At 60.1% G+C, this 19,028-nt stretch carries 15 protein-coding genes and 3 tRNA genes; all 18 read right to left on the reverse strand.

Annotation, left to right across the window (positions count from 1 at the left end; translation table 11 throughout):
• Positions 1 to 2: 2 nt before the first annotated feature.
• Complete coding sequence (locus ACYZTW_RS22620; RefSeq protein ID WP_462001882.1) at positions 3 to 1,208, reverse strand: type III PLP-dependent enzyme; 1,206 nt, start codon at positions 1,206 to 1,208, stop codon at positions 3 to 5.
• The gene (locus tag ACYZTW_RS22625; RefSeq protein WP_462001883.1) at positions 1,201 to 2,985 is read right to left on the reverse strand and encodes an IucA/IucC family protein; all 1,785 of its coding nucleotides are present in this window, start codon (positions 2,983 to 2,985) and stop codon (positions 1,201 to 1,203) included. Before ACYZTW_RS22625 ends, ACYZTW_RS22620 begins: the two co-directional genes overlap by 8 nt.
• Positions 2,986 to 3,196: 211 nt before the next feature.
• On the reverse strand, positions 3,197 to 4,573 hold the full coding sequence (locus tag ACYZTW_RS22630) for a diaminobutyrate--2-oxoglutarate transaminase (protein ID WP_462005823.1): 1,377 nt from the start codon (positions 4,571 to 4,573) through the stop codon (positions 3,197 to 3,199).
• Between the two features lie 355 nt (positions 4,574 to 4,928).
• The gene (locus tag ACYZTW_RS22635; RefSeq protein ID WP_462001884.1) at positions 4,929 to 7,352 is read right to left on the reverse strand and encodes a TonB-dependent siderophore receptor; all 2,424 of its coding nucleotides are present in this window, start codon (positions 7,350 to 7,352) and stop codon (positions 4,929 to 4,931) included.
• A gap of 67 nt (positions 7,353 to 7,419) precedes the next feature.
• Positions 7,420 to 8,370, reverse strand: coding sequence for a FecR domain-containing protein (locus ACYZTW_RS22640; protein ID WP_462001885.1), 951 nt, complete (start codon positions 8,368 to 8,370; stop codon positions 7,420 to 7,422).
• The gene (locus ACYZTW_RS22645) at positions 8,367 to 8,876 is read right to left on the reverse strand and encodes a sigma-70 family RNA polymerase sigma factor (protein ID WP_134421312.1); all 510 of its coding nucleotides are present in this window, start codon (positions 8,874 to 8,876) and stop codon (positions 8,367 to 8,369) included. The genes ACYZTW_RS22640 and ACYZTW_RS22645 overlap by 4 nt, the downstream gene beginning before the upstream one ends.
• A gap of 392 nt (positions 8,877 to 9,268) precedes the next feature.
• Positions 9,269 to 9,345 (reverse strand) — tRNA-Asp (locus ACYZTW_RS22650).
• 93 nt (positions 9,346 to 9,438) lie between these two features.
• Positions 9,439 to 9,515: transfer RNA gene (locus ACYZTW_RS22655), tRNA-Asp, on the reverse strand.
• A 55-nt stretch (positions 9,516 to 9,570) separates the two neighbouring features.
• Positions 9,571 to 9,646, reverse strand: a tRNA-Val gene (locus ACYZTW_RS22660).
• 255 nt (positions 9,647 to 9,901) lie between these two features.
• Positions 9,902 to 10,678 carry an SDR family oxidoreductase gene (locus ACYZTW_RS22665; protein ID WP_462001886.1) on the reverse strand — a complete coding sequence of 259 codons (777 nt, stop codon included), beginning with the start codon at positions 10,676 to 10,678 and terminating at the stop codon, positions 9,902 to 9,904.
• The gene (locus ACYZTW_RS22670) at positions 10,675 to 11,886 is read right to left on the reverse strand and encodes an O-succinylhomoserine sulfhydrylase (RefSeq protein WP_462001887.1); all 1,212 of its coding nucleotides are present in this window, start codon (positions 11,884 to 11,886) and stop codon (positions 10,675 to 10,677) included. Before ACYZTW_RS22670 ends, ACYZTW_RS22665 begins: the two co-directional genes overlap by 4 nt.
• Before the next feature lie 78 nt (positions 11,887 to 11,964).
• Positions 11,965 to 13,470 carry an amidophosphoribosyltransferase gene (purF, locus tag ACYZTW_RS22675; RefSeq protein WP_010456022.1) on the reverse strand — a complete coding sequence of 502 codons (1,506 nt, stop codon included), beginning with the start codon at positions 13,468 to 13,470 and terminating at the stop codon, positions 11,965 to 11,967.
• Between the two features lie 41 nt (positions 13,471 to 13,511).
• Positions 13,512 to 14,072 (reverse strand): CvpA family protein, encoded by a 561-nt coding sequence (locus ACYZTW_RS22680; protein ID WP_282481709.1) that lies wholly within the window; start codon positions 14,070 to 14,072, stop codon positions 13,512 to 13,514.
• 301 nt (positions 14,073 to 14,373) lie between these two features.
• A complete protein-coding gene (locus tag ACYZTW_RS22685) occupies positions 14,374 to 15,033 on the reverse strand; it encodes an SPOR domain-containing protein (RefSeq protein ID WP_462001888.1) in 660 nt (219 codons plus the stop codon).
• The gene (gene folC / locus ACYZTW_RS22690; protein ID WP_462001890.1) at positions 15,017 to 16,324 is read right to left on the reverse strand and encodes a bifunctional tetrahydrofolate synthase/dihydrofolate synthase; all 1,308 of its coding nucleotides are present in this window, start codon (positions 16,322 to 16,324) and stop codon (positions 15,017 to 15,019) included. The genes ACYZTW_RS22685 and folC overlap by 17 nt, the downstream gene beginning before the upstream one ends.
• On the reverse strand, positions 16,321 to 17,241 hold the full coding sequence (gene accD, locus ACYZTW_RS22695; protein ID WP_033061847.1) for an acetyl-CoA carboxylase, carboxyltransferase subunit beta: 921 nt from the start codon (positions 17,239 to 17,241) through the stop codon (positions 16,321 to 16,323). Before accD ends, folC begins: the two co-directional genes overlap by 4 nt.
• Before the next feature lie 182 nt (positions 17,242 to 17,423).
• Positions 17,424 to 18,044, reverse strand: a complete 621-nt coding sequence (locus tag ACYZTW_RS22700; protein WP_462001891.1) for a phosphoribosylanthranilate isomerase — start codon at positions 18,042 to 18,044, stop codon at positions 17,424 to 17,426.
• A 63-nt stretch (positions 18,045 to 18,107) separates the two neighbouring features.
• On the reverse strand, positions 18,108 to 18,932 hold the full coding sequence (truA, locus tag ACYZTW_RS22705) for a tRNA pseudouridine(38-40) synthase TruA (RefSeq protein WP_077750385.1): 825 nt from the start codon (positions 18,930 to 18,932) through the stop codon (positions 18,108 to 18,110).
• Positions 18,933 to 19,028 lie beyond the last annotated feature (96 nt).

The following is a 19,028-nucleotide window of genomic DNA, read 5'->3' on the forward strand; positions in this document are numbered from 1 at the left end:
TCTCACGGGGCGACTCCGGCCTGTTGCACAAACACCTGCGGCGGTCGCGGGTGACAGAGGAAGTCAGCGTGGGAGATGTTGTAGCCATAGGCCCCCGCCAGCGGCAGAACCAGCATGTCGCCGACTTCGACGCCCGTCAGCGGGCAATCGCGGCTCAGCACATCCTTGGGCGTACAGAGCTGCCCCACGACGGTCCAGTCCTGTTTTGTCGCCGCTGACGTTACGTGATGCCGGGGCAGATGAACGACCGGGTGATCATGTCCCTGAGCAACCGGCAAACGGAACTGATGGGTGCCGCCGCGACAGACCAGGAAGTGCTTGCCGTGACTGGTTTTCTTGTCCAGCACCTCAATGGCGTAGTAGCCGCAGAAGGCGCTGATGAAACGACCGGGCTCGAAACGCACGATCGGCGCATCGGCACACGTTGCCAGGGACTGGCCCAAATGCGTACACAAGCGCTGCCAGTCGAATTGTTGCGGCCCGAGGTAATTGACCCCGATGCCACCGCCCACATTGAGGTGGGTGATCGCCGCGGGATCGGCCGACAACGCTTTCCATTGCGGCCAGCGCTGCAGGTACAGATCGAGTAATTGTTCATGTCGCTCCACCCGCGACTGATGGGACATCGCATGCACATGGAAACCCTTGAGCCGCAGGTGGCTGGCGTTATCGACCCAACTGACCGCCTGAGCCAGTTCCGACTCATCAATCCCGAACGGTGTGGCTGTGCCGGCCATCGCCAGTTTGCTGGAGAGCGGCGAAGGCAGTTCGGGGTTGATCCGCAGCAATACGTCTTGCACGCGTCCCGCTTCCAGTGCCAGCCGCTGCAATCGGACGATTTCATTCAGGCTTTCGATGTGAATCGCTTCGACCTGATGTTGCAGCGCCGAACGCAGATCGGAGTCCAGTTTGCCGGGGCCGGAGAAGATGAACGGCTTGCGCGTCGGGCAGGCCTGGAGACGATCGATCTCGCCGCCGGAGGAAATCTCGAACCCGTGCACCAACGGCGCGACGGCGGCCAGGATTTGCGGTTCGCTGTTGGCTTTGATCGCGTAGTAAAGCTCTACACCTTTGGGGAGTGCCGCCATCACCTGCGTCACGTGCTGTTTCAGCGCGTCCAGGTCATAGATGAACAGCGCCAACGGATCTTCGTGTTGCGTGCGGGCTTCGTCGATAGCGGCCAATACTGCGGCGGGCAGCTTATCCATGTTTGGCCTCCTTGCCCCACGGGGACACCAGACTGACGTAGCTGGCTTGGCGATCAGCCTTGGCTGCCAGACGGACTTTCAGGTTGGTTTTGCAGGCAATCGGTTCACCGGAGATCAGTGCGTCCAACTCCGGCGCAGCGCGGGTCAATTCGGCGCGGATGCTGATCAATTGCTGCTCCACCCGTTGCCACATCAGCGGCGCCAGGTGCGGACGCTCCCAGCTCAGGGCCAGCACAGCCTCGGACAAGTTGTTGACGAACAGGCAATAGACGATGCGATTCCAGCCTTGCTGGCGGGAATAGAGCAGCGACTCACGCACCCGTGGATGAACGTCTGCGTCGATCCGGGAGGCCCCCAGTTCGTCGGTCAGTTTGACCCCTTCGAAATCCCGCAGCAGCAAGCGCTGTGGACGACCGTTGTCATGCACCAGCACGCTGTTCTGCAAGTGCGGTTCCATCACGATGCCGTGATTGAAGAACAGCGCCAGCACCGGCCGTAGCAGCAGCGCCTGATAGTCGTCGAACCAGCTCAGCAGCTGTTGATCGTCGATGTCATTGCCGTTGAACCGACTCAGGAACTCATGCACCAACGGCGGTAAATGCAGGCCACGAGCGAACAACGTACCGGCCATGATGCTGCAGTCGGTGCCGGTGTCGAGGCAGAAGTTTTCCCGCAGGATCGCCCCGGTCTGTTCACGGAACCAGTGGTTATCGGCTTCGCTGGCCTGTTGCGGCGCCCAGCTCAGATTGCCCGGCTCGGCCACCACCGAGAGCCCGCCAAGGGTTTCAGGCCGGGTCAGTTGGAGGTTACGAAAGACTCGGTCGATCATCAGTGCGCTTTCCAGTTCGTACCAGGCGTTTTTCCTGACACAGTTGGTGATGCGCACGTTCAGCGAGCCCTTGATGAAAAACTCATGGCCCTCGATGTACCAGGTTCGGATGGACGCAGTGGGGTTGGCCATCAGCCCTGTGGCGCCAAGATCGACGATGGCCGTGGATTTCAGCAGACGCTGCACACGACCGTCCTGCATGAACAACTGCGCCTGAACCGGGTGCATGCAGATAACGGCGTGGCCTGGCCGCGCCTGCGCTTGATCGGCAAAACCAGCCAGCACTTGGGCTTTGCTCAGGCCGTTGGCCCCGACGCTCAATCCTTCCAGCGGCACCTCGAACAGGTGCAACGGCGTGCGGGCCTGGAATTCCGGGGCGTAGGTTTCCTGGGCCAGATGAGCTGGCCACAGACGCGCCTTGGGTGCCGGGTGGTTCGGATGACCGAACCACAAGCCCTGCTCGCTGGCGAGGTAACCGCTGAGCGGTGCCGGGTGCTGGCCGTCCATGTTGTGGCCGACGATGGCCGCGGTCAGTAACTGGCTTTGCAACACCTGATCCAGCAACTCGTCGTTGCTGGCGCGGGTCATGTATTCGCAAGCCGCGAGCAACTGCTCGACGAACTGGGCAAACCTCAGGCACGACCAGTCGCCCTCGCCCCGTCGGGCATAGACGTCCGACAGGTAACGGTGACTGCCCAGACCATCACGACGGTCCACCATCACAAAGAACTGCTGCTGGTTGGGCAGGTTGATGGTCAGGGGAATGCCCTTCCATTCCAGACCCTCGAGGTAACTGCCCGGGGCGATACCTTGCATCTGCGTCGGCCAACTGTAACGAAGGCAGTTTTCCGGCAAGGCGAACTCTTTGATCAAACAATTAAGCAACGCGCGCGTCGTCGCCAATTCACTGACCATCTTCGATAAAACACTACGATCTGGATGATTCATGGGTGCTCCACAGTAGCCCATCAGGTCACTGAATACGTTGTCTCGCGGAAAAATTAGTTGCTGTACGACCGATTTAACAGCCGACAGAACCCCACGTAACGACATCACATCGCTAAACCTTTTAAACAATCAGACAACTATAAAAGTTACCGGCGCCAACCCCATCAAACTGCAACTCGGCGGAGTGTTAACGCAACTTCGATTGACTCGCTCAAGGGCGCAACTGCAATAACGCCGCCGCCATCGCGTTATCAAAACGCTGGATCACTTGCTGGCATTGTTCATCATCGATAATCAATGGCGGCAACAAGCGGATGACATTGCCCTTACGCCCGCCACGTTCAAGCAACAGGCCTTGTTTGAAGCACTGTTGCTGAATGGCCACGGCCAACGCCGGGTCCATCGGGAAATGCCCGTGACGATCAGCCGGCTGGCGCTCGTCGACGATCTCGATGCCCAGCATCAGGCCGCGACCGCGCACCTGCCCAAGGGCCGGATAATGCGCCTGCAACTCGACCAGTCGGTCCTTGAGCCACTGGCCTCGTCGCTCGGCCTGGGCGGCGAGGTTTTGCTGTTGCAGCACCTGCAACGTGGCCAGCCCGGCGGCCATGGCCATCTGGTTGCCGCGGAAAGTGCCGGCGTGGTTGCCGGGCTCCCAGGCGTCGAATTCACGACGGATGCCCAGCACCGCCATGGGCAAACCGCCACCGACTGCTTTGGACATGACGATCAGGTCCGGCTCGATGTCGGCGTGTTCGAAGGCAAACATCTTGCCGGTGCGGGCGAAACCGGTCTGCACTTCGTCGAGGATCAGCAGGATGCCGTGCTTGCGCGTCACCTCGCGGATCGCCCGCAGCCAGCTCGCCGGGGCACAGTTGACCCCGCCCTCACCCTGCAACGCTTCAAGGATCACCGCCGCCGGCAGTGACACGCCGCTTTCGACGTCTTCGATGAACTGGGTGAAATAGTGGGTCAAGGCCTCGACCCCGGCCTCACCGCCAATGCCCAGCGGGCAACGGTATGCGTGGGGGTACGGCATGAACTGCACCCCGGGCATCAGGCTGGCGATGGCATTTTTCGGCGCGATGTTGCCGGTCAGGGCCAGGGCGCCATGGGTCATGCCATGGTAGGCCCCGGAGAAACTGATGATGTTGTTGCGCCCGGTGTAGGTTTTGGCCAGTTTCAGCGCGGCCTCCACCGCATCCGCCCCGGACGGCCCGCAAAATTGCAGGCAGTAATCACGGCCCTGGTTCGGCAGCAGGCTGAGCAGCGTTTCGCTGAAGGCGTCCTTGACCGCAGTGGTCAGGTCCAGGGTGTGCATCGGCAGGCCTGAGGCGAGGAAACTGTCGAGGCTGGCCATGATGGCCGGGTGATTGTGCCCCAAAGCCAAAGTGCCGGCGCCGGCCAGGCAATCGAGGTAAGTATTGCCCTCGACGTCGGTGACCCAGACCCCGTGCGCCTTGGCGATGGCCAGCGGCAACTTGCGTGGATAACTGCGGACATTAGATTCGAACTTGCTTTGTCGAGACAAATAGTCGGCATTGGTTTTTTGCAAAGGATTAGAGTGCAATACGCCATCATTCAACATCGTTTCACCCTCGTTAAATTCGATATGCAACTTATTCTCATTAACAAGTTGTTGCAACTAATTCTTACAACCGATTTGGAAATTTACATATAGCGATTTGAACTATTTTAAAAATAATCAGACACGCAAAAAACCAAGTTAATGAACCTGGTATAAACTCCGGAAGTGCCATGATCTAGCCATGATCTTTTAATGCAACTGACAACTTCGGTATAGGCTACCGACAGATAGCGACTTATACGCAAGTGTCTTGAATGTTCACTAACTGATGGGGTGCATATGTCCTTCCACTATATGAAACAGGTCATGGTCCAACGATGGCGCCCCGATCCCTGGGGCGCATGACACGGGTGGATCAGAAGTCAACGGTCGCCGAAAGGAGGTAGGTGCGCGGGGTCGACAGCGTCAAGCCAGGCTCGCTGTCATCCGAGGCCCCGGCCGAACTCCAGTAGCGCTTGTCCGCCACGTTCTCGACATTGGCACGCAGGGTGATGTTCTTTTCCTCGACCTTGAAGGCGTAACGTGCGCCCACGTCGAAACGCTCCCAGGAGTCGATTTCCTTGTTGTTGGACTGGTCCAGATACTGCGAGCTGGAATAGATGCCGCGGCTGGTCAAGGTCAGGCCCTGCACGGTCGGCACGTTCCACTCGGCGCCCAGGTTGACGTTGTATTTCGGCGTGGCCGGCGCCCGGTTGCCGTCGAAGGTGCCATTGGTGGTGTTGCTCAGCTCGCTGTCGATGTACATGACACCACCGAGCAGGCGGAAACCATCGAGCGGTTCACCGAACACACTCAGTTCCACACCGGTGTTCTCACGCTTGCCGTTCGGGCCGAAGACACGTGTCGTGGCGTTGGTCTCGTAGGCTGGCTGCTTGATCCGGAACACGGCGGCGGTGACGGCGAACGCACCGGCGTCATACTTGGCGCCGACTTCGACCTGGCGGCTGATGAACGGCGGGAAGATCTCGTCTTCGTTCACCGAGGTCGACGGCGCGATCTTGCCCTGGCTCAGGCCTTCCATGTAGTTGGCATACAGCGACAGCTTGTCAGTGGCCTTGAACAGGATGCCGCCCGACGGCGAAACCTTTTCCTCGTCGTAGGCGGTGTCGCCTCTGACGTTATCGGTCCAGTCGTCAACCTTCACGCGCTGCCAGCGGGCGCCGAGGGTCAGCAGCAGCCGGTCATCGAAGAACCCCAGGGTGTCGGACAACGCCACGCCGGTGGAGCGGTTCTCGGTATAGACCTCCGAATCCTGTCGAGTGGGTCTGACAGGCGTTGGTGTTTCAACGGGGTTATAAATGTTGCTGTTGGCCGCAGCATAACGGGCGCCGCCGTTTTCAAAGTCCATGTAGTAATAGCTGGCAGCCAGGTTGACTTCATGGCTTACCGGGCCGGTATGGAACCAGTTGCGCACTCCCGCCGTGGCTGTCCGGACATTTTCGTCACGGGTGAAGTCACGGGGTAGAACGCTGAAATTGCCGGCGTCGTTGGTGACCGAAACCGCATGGCGGAGGAAGTCATGGTTACTTTTGCGCGCGCCCACGCCGCCGTACAACATGACGGAATCGTTGACATCGAATTCAGCGTTCACCGTGCCGAACGTGTCGTTGGTACTCGCCTTGCTCCAGGGCTGCGCATAGTTATGGCGCACATCGCTGGCATGCGGAACCTGCGCGTTAGGGCCAACCTGTACGCGCTCCTGCGGTGCGTCGGTATCACGCTCGGTGCGCCCGATGTCCGTCGAGAGTCGCAGGCGTTCACCGCGAAAATCCAGGCCCAGCACGGCCATCTCGCGGTCGACATTCTGGTGATCCCATTCGGTGTCGCCGGACTGCTTCACGCCGTTGAAACGAAGGCCAAACTTATTGTCTTCACCGAAGCGCCGGCCGACATCCACGGCACCACCGACCTGACTGTCGGACGCATAGCTGCCGGTGAATGAAGTGATGGGCTTATCGGTCGCGCGCTTGGGCACCACGTTGATCCCGCCACCCACGCTGCCACGCGGCGAGATGCCGTTGATGAGCTGGCTCGGGCCTTTGAGGACGTCGACGCGGTCGGCCATCTCCATGTCGATCGTATAGGTCGGCAGGACGCCGTAGAGACCGTTGTAGGAAACATCACTGTTGAACAGGCTCAACCCACGAATGGTGAACTGCTCATAGCGCCCACCCGCCGGGTTGGTGGCGCGAACCGAGGGATCGTTGGCGATCAGGTCGCCCAAGGTACGCGCCTGCTGGTTTTTGACCACCTCACTGGTGTAGGTGGTCATGCTGAACGGCGTTTCCATAAAGTCTTTCGAGCCTAGCAAGCCTTGCGACCCGCGACGCGCGACCTGGCCGCCGACATACGGATCGCCGTGTTCCGAGTCAGTGGCACCGACAATCGAGGTGGCGCCCAGTTGCAGGCTGCCGCCTTCTGGCGCCGGGGTCAGGATGTACGCCTCTTCGCCTACCGGCTGCAGTTGCAGACCGGAACCCTGCAACAGTCGGGTAAAGCCCTCCTCCACCGCGTACTCGCCGGAAAGTCCAGGGCTGGTGCGACTGCCCACCAGCGCCGGGTCCACTGACAGATTGACCCCGGCCAGCCCGGCGAAACGGGTCAGCGCTGCGCTGAGGCTTCCTGCCGGCACCTGATAACTGCGTCGAGGCGCGTCTTCGGCCCAACCGGCAGTGATGAACAACGGACAGGCACTCAGACTCAATATCAGACTCAAGTGCAACAACGGGCGCAGCCTGGAAGAACCCAGACGCGTACTGCAGGGCATCACTACGGGCATTGAGAATCTCTCTGATTTCGTTTCACCTGCTTTGAATGACAAGCGACGCGAAAAAAGGGGACAGACCTCAGACACTATTTTTGCGCGGCAGTAACGTAACCCAGTAGCGGGTTCGCTTATGCACCTCCAGCGGCAAGCTGGCCGCCAGCAACGTCAGGATGCGATCGGTGTCTTCCAGTCGGAAACTGCCGGTGACTCGCAGGGATTCGAGCTCCGGTTCCCAGCGCAACAATCCCGGACGATAGCTGCTGAGTTCGCGTAGAAAATCGCCCAAGGGCTGGTTCTGCGCCATCAGCACACCGTCCCGCCAGCCTGGGGCAAGCATATCGAAAGGTTCGACGCGTCCGGCCCCCATCGCCTGAAGGCTGACTTGCTGGCCTGTGCGCAATGAAAAGACCGGTCCGCGCATAGGCTGCAACTGCACCGCGCCTTTAAGCACTGACACCTTGCAACCCATCTGCCCCTGACGAACGCACACTTCGCTCTGACTGACGAGCACTTGCCCGAAGTGCGTCTGGATCGTCAGCGGCGAGGTCCCGGGCACATTCAGCGCTATTTCGCCTTCCACCAGTGACAGTCGCCGGTTCTTCAGGTCGATATCGACGGCACTCGCGGTATTCAATTGCAGCGAGCTGCCATCGGCCAACTGGACTTTTTTGCCCTCCCCGGTTGCGGTTCGCAGGTCGGCGCGCCAGACATCCAGAGGTAGCTGCCGGCTGATCAGCCAAGCGGTTGGCACCAGCGCCACCGCCCCGATGGCGCGTTTGAGCACCGTGCGCCGACTCGTCTGCGGCCGATCCAGGCTGGCCATGGCCAGTGCCGATGGCAGGTCGGCAAAGCGCTGGCGCAGGAGTTGAGCTTTCTGCCAGGCCTGTTCATGACTGGGGTGGCTGTCACGCCAGTGCTGCAGATTGGCATGATCGCGTTCATTGGCGGCGCCTGATTCCATGAGTGCCAGCCATTGAGCGGCAGCCCGCACGACTTGCCGGTCTTGTGCCGAAGGTGCCGAACCGATCACAGATCCACCAGCAGGCAATGCTCATAGGCTTGCGCCATGTAGCGCTTGATCGTGCGCTCCGAGACTTGCAGGCGTTCGGCGATCTCGTGATAACCCAAGCCCTCCAACTGACTCCAGAGAAACGCCCGTCGCACCGCGGTCGGCAATCCATCGAGCAATTCGTCCAGGGCTTGCAGGGTTTCCAGCAGCAACCAACGTTGCTCGGGGGATGGCACGCAGTCCTCGGGCAGCAGCGCCAAGGCGTCGAGGTAGGCCTGCTCCAGGCTGCGGCGCTTATAGAAGTTGGTCAGCAGCCGTTTGCCGACTGTCGCCAGATAGGCGCGGGGTTCTTGCAGGTCAGCGATGTGCTGGGAGCTGGCGAGTAAACGCACGAACGTATCCTGGCTCAAGTCCGCCGCATCATGGCCATTGCTCATGCGTCGTCTCAACCAGCTTTCGAGCCAGCCACGATGGTCGCGGTACAGGTCGTGGAAGGTTTGCGCCGCCGGCATCGCTGCATCACTCATCTAAAGGAACCCTGCGCGAAGAAATATTTTAAATGCGACTCATTCTAATTAGTGTTGAGACTTCAAACCAAGCGCTTTGTGCGTTTTGCCCCCAGGAAAAATTTGAACAGGCGAATGAAAGACAGGTGTTTCTGCCACGCAGCCACCGGTTAATCAGGGCTGAGCGTTATTGAGGGAAATCGTCGAGAAGAGGAAGAATTCGATGCTCGGCCGCATTTGGCCAGCAGACACGAATGCCCGTGGTTACGGGTCAAACATGAAAAGCCAAATCGCAGACACAAAAAACCCCGGTCTTTCGACCAGGGTCTTTGCTATCGACTCGAAGCAGACACTGGCTTTACCAGCGGCTTACTTCGTAGCTCCAAGGCGTTCAGTGGGCCTTGAGGCAGATATGGCGCAGCGGACGGGACTCGAACCCGCGACCCCCGGCGTGACAGGCCGGTATTCTAACCGACTGAACTACCGCTGCGTATCGCTTTGGACTTACGTCCAAGTAACTCGTCTGACTGGAAAGCTTCGAGGCTTTTCAATCTCGAGGCAGGCGAACCTGACTCGGAAAATATGGCGCAGCGGACGGGACTCGAACCCGCGACCCCCGGCGTGACAGGCCGGTATTCTAACCGACTGAACTACCGCTGCGCGTCGGTGGAGGCTTTTAAAAGCTTCCATCTTGCTTTCGCAAGACTCTCGGAAGTGGTGGGTGATGACGGGATCGAACCGCCGACATTCTGCTTGTAAGGCAGACGCTCTCCCAGCTGAGCTAATCACCCGTTTGCATCTCCGAGGCCGCGAAATTTACGCAGGTACCGAAGCTAAGTCAATACCCCGCTTGAAGTTTTTCTGAAAAAGACAAAATCGTTGCATTCCACACCAAGGTCGCAAACCGTCAGACCGCTTTCGCGAGCAGGCTCGCTCCCACAGTAGACCGCGTTTCGTCAGGCAACATGCTTTCTAAATGTGGGAGCGAGCCTGCTCGCGAAGGCGGCACATTCAACCTGAATGCTAAAGACAGCACCCCTGCCCTATTACTCGCTGTAAATCATCTTCTTGGTCATGCCGCCATCGACCACGAACTCCTGGCCCGTGACGAAACCGGCGTTCTTCGACAACAGCCAAGCAACCATCGCCGCCACGTCCTCGACCGTCCCTACCCTGCCCGCCGGATGCTGGGCATGGTCGGCATCGGTCAGTGGTTCGGCACGACGTGCGGAGGGATCCCGCGCATCGATCCAGCCCGGGCTGACCGCATTGACGCGAATTTCCGGTCCGAGGCTGATCGCCAAGGCATGAGTCAGGGCCAACAGGCCGCCCTTGCTCGCCGCGTAAGCCTCTGTGTCCGGTTCCGACTGCCCGGCACGGGTCGAGGCCAGATTGACGATGGCGCCGCTGTGAGCGCGCAGGTACGGCGCACAGTGCTTGGCCAACAGCATCGGGCCGCTGAGGTTCACCGCCAGCACTCGATTCCAGTAGGCCAGATCGAGGCTTTCAAGGGTGATGTTGTGCGGATCGGCAACCGCCGCGTTGCACACCAGCGCATCCAGGCGCCCGAACTGCCCAAGCACCTCGGCGACGCCCAACGCCACCTGCCCTTCGTTCGCGACGTCCATGGCGATGAACCAGGCGTTATCGCCGAGCACCTTCGCCACTTTCGAACCGCGCACCCGATCAAGATCAGTCAGTACCACCTGCCAGCCTTCGCTGATGAGCCACGCCGCGATACCCAGACCAATGCCGCGTGCAGCACCCGTGACCAGTGCAACGCGGCCATTGGTGCCAGCAGACGGTGTAGACAACTCGATCACAAAGCAGCCAACCCGCGCGCCAGATCGGCTTGCAGGTCGGCTACGTCTTCCAGACCGACCGCAATGCGGATCAGGCTGTCACGAATGCCCGCTGCTTCACGCTCTTGCGGCGCCAAACGGCCGTGAGAGGTGGTACTTGGGTGCGTGATGGTGGTTTTGCTGTCACCGAGGTTGGCGGTGATGGAAATCAGACGGGTCGCATCGATAAAGCGCCAGGCGCCCTCTTTGCCGCCCTTGACTTCGAAACTCACGACCGCACCAAAGCCTTTCTGCTGACGCAGGGCCAACTCGTGCTGCGGATGGCTTTTGAGACCGGCGTAATGGACTTTCTCGATGCCTTCCTGCTGCTCCAGCCATTCGGCCAGTTGCTGGGCATTGGCACAGTGAGCCCTCATGCGCAGGCTCAGGGTTTCCAGGCCCTTGAGGAAGATCCAGGCGTTGAATGGGCTCAGGGTCGGCCCGGCAGTGCGCAGGAAACCGACGACTTCTTTCATTTGCTCGCTGCGACCGGCCACAACACCGCCCATGCAACGGCCCTGGCCGTCGATGAACTTGGTCGCCGAGTGCACGACGATGTCCGCGCCCATCTTCAGCGGCTGCTGCAACGCAGGGGTACAGAAGCAGTTGTCGACCACCAGCAACGCGCCTTTGGCGTGAGCGATTTTCGACAGCTCGGCGATGTCCACCAACTCAGCCAGTGGATTGGACGGCGATTCGACGAAAAGCAGTTTGGTGTTGGCCTTGATCGCCGCATCCCAGCCGGACAAGTCCGCCAAGGGCACATAATCGACTTCGATACCGAAGCGTTTGAAATACTTCTCGAACAGGCTGATGGTCGAACCGAACACGCTGCGCGACACCAGTACGTGATCGCCGGCGCTGCAGAGGCTCATCACCACCGCCATGATCGCGGCCATGCCGGTGGCCGTGGCCACGGCTTGCTCGGCGCTTTCCAGCGCGGCAATGCGCTCTTCGAACGCGCGCACGGTCGGGTTGGTGTAGCGCGAGTAAACGTTGCCCGGCACTTCACCGGCAAAGCGTGCCGCCGCATCAGCAGCAGTACGGAATACGTAGCTGGAAGTGAAGAACATCGGATCACCGTGTTCGCCTTCCGGCGTGCGGTGCTGACCGGCGCGTACGGCCAGGGTATCGAACGCTACGCCTTCGAGGTCGCTGTCCAGCCGACCGGCATCCCAATCCTGACTCATGCTGTCACTCCTTGCCCTGCTCTTGATTTAGAGAGTCTTTAGTAGATACAAAACCGGCCCCTCAGGGCCGGTAGTTACTCAGTTGTTATACAGATCAATGATCGCACTGACTGCCTGCGTCTTGACCTTGGAGGCATCGTTACGTGCCTGCTCGATCTTGTTCAGGTAAGCCTCGTCGACGTCGCCGGTCACGTACTGGCCGTCGAACACCGCGCAATCAAACTTCTCGATCTTGATCTTGCCGCCACCGACCGCTTCGATCAAGTCAGGCAGGTCCTGATAGATCAACCAGTCAGCGCCGATCAAATCAGCTACGTCCTGGGTCGAACGGTTGTGAGCGATCAACTCGTGAGCGCTCGGCATGTCGATGCCGTAGACGTTCGGGTAGCGAACGGCCGGTGCCGCGGAGCAGAAATAAACGTTCTTGGCGCCGGCTTCGCGGGCCATCTGGATGATCTGCTTGCAAGTCGTGCCGCGAACGATGGAGTCATCCACCAGCATCACGTTTTTGCCGCGGAATTCCAGCTCAATGGCGTTGAGCTTCTGGCGTACGGATTTTTTCCGTGCAGCCTGGCCCGGCATGATGAAGGTCCGGCCGATGTAGCGGTTCTTCACGAAGCCTTCGCGGAACTTCACGCCCAGGTGGTTCGCCAGCTCCAGGGCCGCAGTGCGGCTGGTGTCCGGGATCGGGATGACCACGTCGATGTCGTGTTCCGGACGCTCGCGCAGAATCTTCTCGGCGAGCTTCTCGCCCATGCGCAGACGGGCCTTATAGACCGAAACACCGTCGATGATCGAGTCCGGACGCGCCAGGTACACGTGTTCGAAGATGCACGGGGTCAGGGACGGGTTGGTCGCGCACTGACGGGTGTGCAGCTTGCCGTCTTCAGTGATGTAGACCGCTTCGCCCGGTGCCAGGTCGCGAATCAGGGTGAAGCCGAGCACGTCCAGGGAAACGCTTTCGGAGGCGATCATGTACTCGACGCCTTCGTCGGTGTGACGCTGACCGAAGACGATCGGGCGGATGCCGTGCGGGTCACGGAAACCGACGATGCCGTAACCGGTCACCATCGCCACGACCGCGTAACCGCCGACGCAACGGTTGTGCACGTCAGTGACGGCCGCGAACACGTCTTCTTCAGTGGGCTGCAACTTGCCGCGCTGGGCCAGTTCGTGCGCGAACACGTTGAGCAGCACTTCCGAATCGGAGTTGGTGTTGACGTGGCGCAGGTCAGATTCGTAAATCTCCTTGGCCAGCTGTTCAACGTTGGTCAGGTTACCGTTATGCGCCAGGGTGATGCCGTAAGGCGAGTTGACGTAAAACGGTTGAGCTTCGGCCGAAGTCGAACTGCCCGCGGTCGGGTAACGCACATGGCCAATACCCATGTGGCCGACCAGGCGCTGCATGTGACGTTGATGGAACACGTCACGCACCAGGCCATTGTCCTTGCGCAGGAATAACCGGCCATCATGGCTGGTCACGATACCGGCAGCGTCCTGGCCGCGGTGCTGGAGGACGGTTAGCGCGTCATACAGCGCCTGATTGACGTTCGACTTACCGACGATACCGACGATGCCACACATGCGACGCAACCCCTACTTAATGGATCTGAACTGAACACAACTCACTGAGGCGTTTTGACCATCGGCAAGAGGTGCTCCTTGAACGGTATCTCAGCGGGTACGCTGATACCGCTGGCAAGCCACTGACTGCTCCACCCAAGAATCAGGTTTTTGGACCAGTCTGCGACCAATAGAAATTTTGGCACGAGCTGTGACTCTTGCCACCACCCGTCCTGCTGTACCGGCCCCAGGCTCAACAGCCCGACCGCCACGACCACCAGCAACACGCCACGCGCGGCGCCGAAGGCCATGCCGAGGAATCGATCGGTCCCGGATAGCCCGGTGACGCGAACCAATTCGCCGATAAGATAATTGATCATTGCGCCTACGATTAACGTGGCGACAAACATGATGGCACAGCCCGTGATCACACGAGCCGACGGCGTTTGGATGTATCCGCCGAGGTACTCGGACAATGAACCACCGAACATCCAGGCGACGACTCCTGCGATGATCCAGGTCACCAGCGATAGTGCTTCTTTGACGAAGCCGCGGCTCAGACTGATCAATGCGGAGATGGCGACGATTGCAACGATCGCCCAGTCAACCCAGGTAAATGGCACAGTGCAGCCTACAGACGGATAAGGCGGCGCATTTTAGCAGAGCCCATGCTTATCGGTAAGCTGCGATTGTCAGTGCATTTCAAATAGGGCCAATAGTTTTAACCCCTATAGAGGCTGCACCCGTCCCTGTAGCAGCTGGCGAAGCCTGCGTCTGGCTGCGCAGCAGCCGTAAAATCAGGCAATTCGGTCTATCCGGCACACCGTGCAAGCAGGGTTTACGGCTGCTTCGTCCGAACGCGGCCCGAGCCTGACGCAGCCTCGCGGGCTCGGCAGCTGCTACATGAAGCTGATTGACGAATCGTTAGCCACGCTCAGGCTGAAAACGCACCACAAAACCCTTGAGGTTCTGCTGGCGACCCAACAAGTCACGCAGACGATCGGCTTCTGCCCGCTCGATCAGCGGCCCGACAAACACCCGATTCTTGCCGTCGGCAGTACGAATGTAAGCGTTGTATCCCTGGCTACGCAGGGATTTTTGCAGGCTTTCTGCACTTGCACGGCTCGACAGGCTGGCCAATTGCACCGACCAGCTGACCGACAGGCCATTGGCATCGACGCGGCTTTGAGTTGTGTCCGGCTTGCCCGGTGCGGCCGTGATCGGTTGAGTAGGCGCTGTCGCAGACTTGGCGACCGGAACAGGAGCCGGAGCAACCGGTTTGGCGGCAGGCGCAGGCGCCACCGGGACACTTGGGGCAATCGGCGTGGACAGTGCTTCTTGCTGAGCGATTTCATCATCACTCGGCACAGGTTCCTGAGGCAGCGCTTGCGGCTCAGGCACCGCCACCGGCTCGACCTGCACTTGCGGCACCGCAGGCGCTTGCGGCGCAGCCGGGGCTTCTACCGTCACTTGACGCTGCTCATCCTGACGGGAAAACAGCATCGGCAGGAAAATCACCGCCAGCGCCACCAAAACCAGGGCGCCAACCATGCGCTGTTTGTATGCCTTATCCAGCAATGCCATTTGCCGCTTCCTCCGTGGAGCGCCGGGCCAGCCATTCAAGGGCCTCGGCGACACAATAAAATGATCCGAACAACAGAATCTCGTCGTCGCTCGTCGCCAGCGCGCACTGCCCTTCCAGGGCGGCGGCCACGCTGTCATAGGACGTTACCGAGGCGCCAAGGTTCTGCAACGCCCCGTGCAAATCGGCAACCGGGCGTGCTCGCGGTGAATCCAGCGGCGCGACGGCCCAATGCTGGACACTAGCATTCAATTCACCGACAACACCATCCAGATCCTTGTCCGCCAACAATCCGAACACCGCCAGACGTTTGCCGGCCGGTGGTCGACTGGCCAGACGGCGAGCCAGATACTCGGCCGCATGGGGGTTATGCCCGACGTCCAGCAACAGGTTCAGGCGCTTGCCCTGCCAGTCGAACTGACGGCGATCGAGACGACCAACCACCCGCGTCGCTGTCAGCGCCTCAATAATCTGTGCATCCACCCAAGGCAACCCGAGCAACAGGTAAGCCTGCAGCGCCAGCGCGGCGTTTTCCATCGGCAGATCGAGCAACGGCAGATCATGCAGCTCGACCACACGCCCTTGAGCGTCGAGCCCTCGCCATTGCCAGTTGTGATCGGTGATACCGAGATCAAAATCACGCCCACGCAGGAAAAACGGGCAATTGAGCTCGCGTGCTTTATCCAGCAGAGGCTGTGGAGGATTCAGGTCGCCACACAGCGCAGGCGCGTCCTGGCGGAAGATGCCGGCCTTTTCGAACGCTACGGACTCACGGGTATCGCCCAGATAATCCGCGTGATCGACACCGATGCTGGTGACCAGCGCCATATCGGCATCGACCACGTTGACCGTGTCCAGACGCCCACCCAGCCCGACTTCCAGCACCACCGCATCGAGACTGGCGTGTTGAAACAGCCAGAACGCCGCCAGGGTGCCCATTTCGAAGTACGTCAGGGAAGTGTCGCCACGGCCCGCCTCGACCGCTGCAAAGGCTTCGCACAGCTCGGCGTCAGTGGCTTCGACGCCATTGACCTGCACCCGCTCGTTGTAACGCAGCAAGTGCGGAGAATTGTAGACACCGACGTTCAGGCCCTGCGCCCGCAGCAACGAAGCCACGAATGCGCAGGTAGAACCTTTGCCGTTGGTGCCGGTGACCGTGATCACCCGAGGCGCCGGCTTGCCCAGTCCCATGCGGGACGCTACCTGTTGCGAGCGCTCCAGGCCCATGTCGATGGCCGAAGGGTGCAACTGCTCAAGGTAGGCGAGCCACTCGCCGAGGGTACGTTCGATCATATGTTGGCGGGTACCGGTGGAACGACGATTGGCTCGATTGGCGCGGCGACGAACTTCGGCGTCGGCAGGCCCATCATTTGTGCCAGTAGATTGCCCAGACGCGGACGCAGTTCCTGACGGTGAATGATCATGTCGATCGCACCGTGTTCCAGCAGGAATTCGCTGCGCTGGAAACCTTCCGGCAGTTTTTCACGCACGGTTTGTTCAATAACGCGCGGACCAGCGAAGCCGATCAGGGCTTTCGGCTCACCGACGATCACGTCGCCAAGCATCGCCAGACTGGCGGAAACACCACCGTAGACCGGGTCAGTAAGTACGGAGATGAACGGAATGCCTTCTTCACGCAGACGCGCCAGCACCGCAGAGGTCTTGGCCATTTGCATCAGGGAGATCAGGGCTTCCTGCATCCGCGCACCGCCGGAAGCGGCGAAGCAGATCATCGGGCAACGGTTTTCCAGCGCGTAGTTGGCGGCGCGAACAAAACGCTCACCAACGATGGCGCCCATCGAACCACCCATGAAGGAGAATTCGAAGGCCGACACCACTACCGGCATGCCCAGCAGGGAACCGCTCATGGAGATCAGCGCGTCTTTTTCGCCGGTCTGCTTCTGCGCAGCGGTCAGGCGATCCTTGTACTTCTTGCCGTCGCGGAACTTCAGACGGTCAACCGGCTCCAGGTCCGCGCCCAGTTCGGCACGACCTTCAGCGTCGAGGAAAATATCGATGCGGGCGCGTGCGCCGATACGCATGTGGTGGTTGCACTTGGGGCAAACGTCCAGGGTCTTTTCCAGCTCCGGACGATACAGCACAGCCTCGCAAGACGGGCATTTGTGCCACAGACCTTCAGGCACCGAGCTCTTCTTGACCTCGGAACGCATGATCGAAGGGATCAGTTTGTCTACTAACCAGTTGCTCATGCTTTCTTTCTCCAGTACCGGCGGCCCGAACACTCTGGTTCGCAGCCCCGCGTATGCCCTTGAGCTAAATTCATGTGTGTGGCGATGATCGATGGGTTGCCGGATCAGCGAAACGTGACCTGCGTACACCCCAAAAACCCTCAGCCATGCCTGTGGACGGCGGCAGTGTGCCAGCCGTCACATCAGCTACTGCGTACCGCTTTAATGAATGCCTGAATCTTTGCATGATCCTTGATGCCCTTGCTCGCCTCTACCCCACCACTGACGTCCACGGCGTAAGGCCGAACCCGGGCAATCGCCTCGGCGACGTTGTCCGGCGTCAAGCCACCCGCCAGGATGATCGGTTTGCTCAAGCCTTGCGGTATCAGAGACCAGTCGAACGCTTCACCGGTTCCGCCGGGTACGCCTTCAACGTAGGCGTCGAGCAGGATACCGCTGGCACTTGGAAACGCATCGCACGCAGCCGCGATATCGTCACCGGCCTTGACCCGCAGCGCCTTGATGTACGGACGGTGCCAGCCTTCGCACTCGGCCGCGGTTTCGTCGCCATGGAACTGCAACAGGTCCAACGGCACGGCGTCGAGGATTTCCCCCAACTCGCAGCGGCTGGCGTTGACGAACAGCCCCACGGTGGTCACGAACGGCGGCAACGCCTTGATGATCGAGCGTGCCTGCTGAAACGTCACCGCCCGCGGGCTTTTGGCGTAGAACACAAATCCGATCGCATCAGCCCCGGCCTCAACCGCTGCCAACGCATCTTCTATGCGGGTAATCCCACAAATCTTGCTGCGAACGGCCGACATGTCGATAGAACCCCAAGGTAAATCCGAGAAAGTCCCGGATGGTAACAAAAGCGTTCGAGGGCGTCAGCCGTCAAGTTCCGAGAAGCCGGTCAGGAAGTGCGGCCCGATGTAACGCTCGGGCAATTGGAACTCATCACGGTACTCGACCTGCACCAGATACAGGCCGTACGGATGCGCCGTCACCCCGCCGGACCGGCGAATGCGGCTCTCCAGCACTTCTTTCATCCACTCCACCGGGCGCTCGCCGGCACCGATGGTCATCAGCACGCCCGCAATGTTACGCACCATGTGGTGCAGGAAGGCGCTGGCACGGATGTCCAGCACGATCATCTTGCCGTGGCGCGTGACGCGCAGGTGATGCAGCTCCTTGATCGGCGACTTGGCCTGACACTGGCCGGCACGGAAAGCGCTGAAGTCGTGGGTGCCGACCAGGTACTGCGCCGCCTCGGCCATGCGCTCGACATCCAGTGGACGGTGGTTCCAGGTGATTTCTTCGTTCAGGTGCGCCGGGCGGATCTGATCGTTGTAGATCACGTAGCGATAGCGCCGGGCAATCGCCTTGAACCGCGCATGAAAATGCGCCGGCATGACCTTGGCCCAGCTGACACTGACGTCGTGGGGCAAATTGATATTGGCGCCCATGACCCAGGCTTTCATCGAACGCTCGACCTGAGTATCGAAGTGCACAACCTGACCGCACGCATGCACACCGGCATCCGTACGCCCGGCGCAGAGCAGCGACACCGGTGAGTCGGCGACTTTGGACAAGGCCTTTTCGAGGGTTTCCTGCACCGTGAGCACGCCAGAGGCCTGGCGTTGCCAACCGCGATAACGCGAGCCTTTGTATTCAACGCCCAACGCGATCCGGAAAAAGCCGTCGGCCGCCATTTCGGCGGCCGGGTTATCTATATTTGCCAAGGAGTGACAGCCTGCTGATGTACGCAAAGGCGGGCATTATAAGGCCGCCGGACGGGGATGCCAGAG

The organism is Pseudomonas sp. LB3P25, assembly GCF_054897985.1.